The sequence below is a fragment of the Corallococcus praedator genome (assembly GCF_003612125.1).
In the GTDB taxonomy this organism is placed as follows: domain Bacteria; phylum Myxococcota; class Myxococcia; order Myxococcales; family Myxococcaceae; genus Corallococcus; species Corallococcus praedator.
The window spans coordinates 1-1,985 of the sequence record NZ_RAWI01000715.1; the positions used below are offsets into that span (position 1 = coordinate 1).

2 protein-coding genes are annotated in these 1,985 nt (G+C 71.4%); both read right to left on the reverse strand.

The genetic code is table 11. The features are described 5' to 3' along the window. Positions 1-1,428, reverse strand: a 1,428-nt coding sequence (locus D7Y13_RS41160) for a PAS domain-containing protein (protein WP_158626206.1), incomplete at its 3' end; no start/stop codon positions are given. Positions 1,429-1,434: 6 nt separating this feature from the next. Then, positions 1,435-1,985 (reverse strand): CBS domain-containing protein (locus D7Y13_RS41165; protein ID WP_120631051.1); only part of this gene is annotated, 551 nt, incomplete at its 5' end.

The following is a 1,985-nucleotide window of genomic DNA, read 5'->3' on the forward strand; positions in this document are numbered from 1 at the left end:
CACGTAGGGCCCCAGCACCGCATAGGCCGCCTCCCCGATGATTCCCCGGACGGGGCGCCCGAGCAGCTCCTCTCGCGTGTGGCCGAACCAGTCCTCGTACGCCTTGTTGGCGAAGCCGTAGCGCTCATCCGCCGTCACCCGCGAGACGAGCAGCGGAATCGCGTCCGTCACCTGCCGCAGCTCGGCTTCACTCGCCCGGAGCTTCTCCGCCAGGGCCTCCGCGCGACGCCGCGCCTGCACCGGCTCCGTGATGTCGAAGCCGAAGACGACGATGCCATCCACCTGCCCCCGCGCGTCCCGCAGCGGCTGGTAGACGAAGTCGACGTACGCGTCCTCCAACTCGCCCCGGCCGTCCCGGTCGAAGCGGATGAAGGTCTCACGCCCGATGTGCGGCGTGCCCGTGCGGTAGACGTCGTCCAGCAGTTGCAGGAACCCCTGGGGCACCAGCTCCGGCAGCGCCTGCGCGACGGAAAGGCCGAGCAGCTTGCGCTCGCGGCCCACGTGCAGTTGGTAGGGCGGGTTGATGGCCTCGTACACGTGCTCGGGCCCGCTCAACAGGGCAAGGAACGCGGGCGCGTGCTCGAAGAGGCTGAGCAACCGGTTGCGCGCCGCCTCCACCTCGGCCAGCAGCTTCTCGCGCTCCGCGTCCGCCTGCTTGCGCGCGGTGATGTCCGTGACCGTTCCGGTGAGGCGCGCGGGGCTTCCATCCGGGCCGGAGAGGATTTGTCCCCGAGCCTCCACCCACCGGACGTCCTGGAACGGGAGCGAGGGCCGGACCCGGTGCTCGACCTGGAACTGGCCGCCGTTGCGACCCGCCTTGGCGTCCTCGAACGCATGGAGGACCCGGGCCAGGTCCGCCGGGTGACAGGCCCGGGTCCCCTGCTCGAAAGTGAAGGGCACCTCTTCGGACAGGCCGAGGATTCTCCGGAAGCGGGAGTCCGCGTCCCCCTCCCCGGTGCCCAGGTCCAAGCGGAAGCTGCCCGCGGCCAGTCCCTCCACGACGACGCGCAGGCGCGCCTCGCTCTCCACCAGCGCTTCACCGCGCTGCTGGTGCTCCAACACCGCCTCGGAGATGGCGGCGGAGAAGAAGTCGGAGAGGACGCGCACCTCGCGCAGCGTCACCGCCAGCCGGTGCGCTTCCGCCAGGTCCAGGATGAGTCCGCGCAGGAGGTCATACTCGTGGATGAGCACCTTCAGGTTGAAGCCGAGGCGGTGGCGCTGGCGGCCGTGCTCCCGAGCGGTCGGATTGCTCGCCGGGACGCTGCCCTGTCGCAGACAGGAGGTGAGTTCGCTGAGCACGTCCGGAATGTGGTCGCGCAGCTCGGGCTCGGAGCGCGTCCGCGGAGACAGGTGCTCCTGGAGCCGCTCGGTCCAGCGCCGCATCAGCGGCTCCCGCTCGGCTTCAATCAGCGCCGCGAACTCGCTCACGGCCCCTCACGCCGGCCGCTCACGCCGCCATCCTGTGCGCGGCCCCGTCCGCTCCGCCTCCTGCTCCGCCCGCGTCATCCCCCGTTGGAGATCATTCCAATCCAGCGTGCCCGCGAGCAGCCCGTCCGCGTCCACCACCGCGACCAGCGGCACGCGCGCCTCCGCCATCCGCCGCAGCGCCGTCCACCCGTCCTCGCCCACCTCCGCCACCACCCCGTCCTCCATCGCATCCCGCACCATGCGCCCGGCGCGCTCCTCGTCCGGCAGCGCCTGCACCGCCGCCCACGTCACGCGCCCCACCGGCCGCCCCGCGCTCGTCACCGGCAGCATCGCCACGTGCTCGCGCCGAAGCGCCCACTGCGCATCCAGCATGGACAGGTCCTGGTCCACGCCCACCACCCGGGGCGTCATCATCGCCTCCACCTTCACGCGCTCCAGCGCCACGCGCATCCGCACCTGCTTGGACTCGGCCTCCGCGCCCATCAACACGAAGAAGGCAATCACCAGCGTGAACGGGTTGAACGACACCACGCCCCACACGCCGAACAGCACCGCGA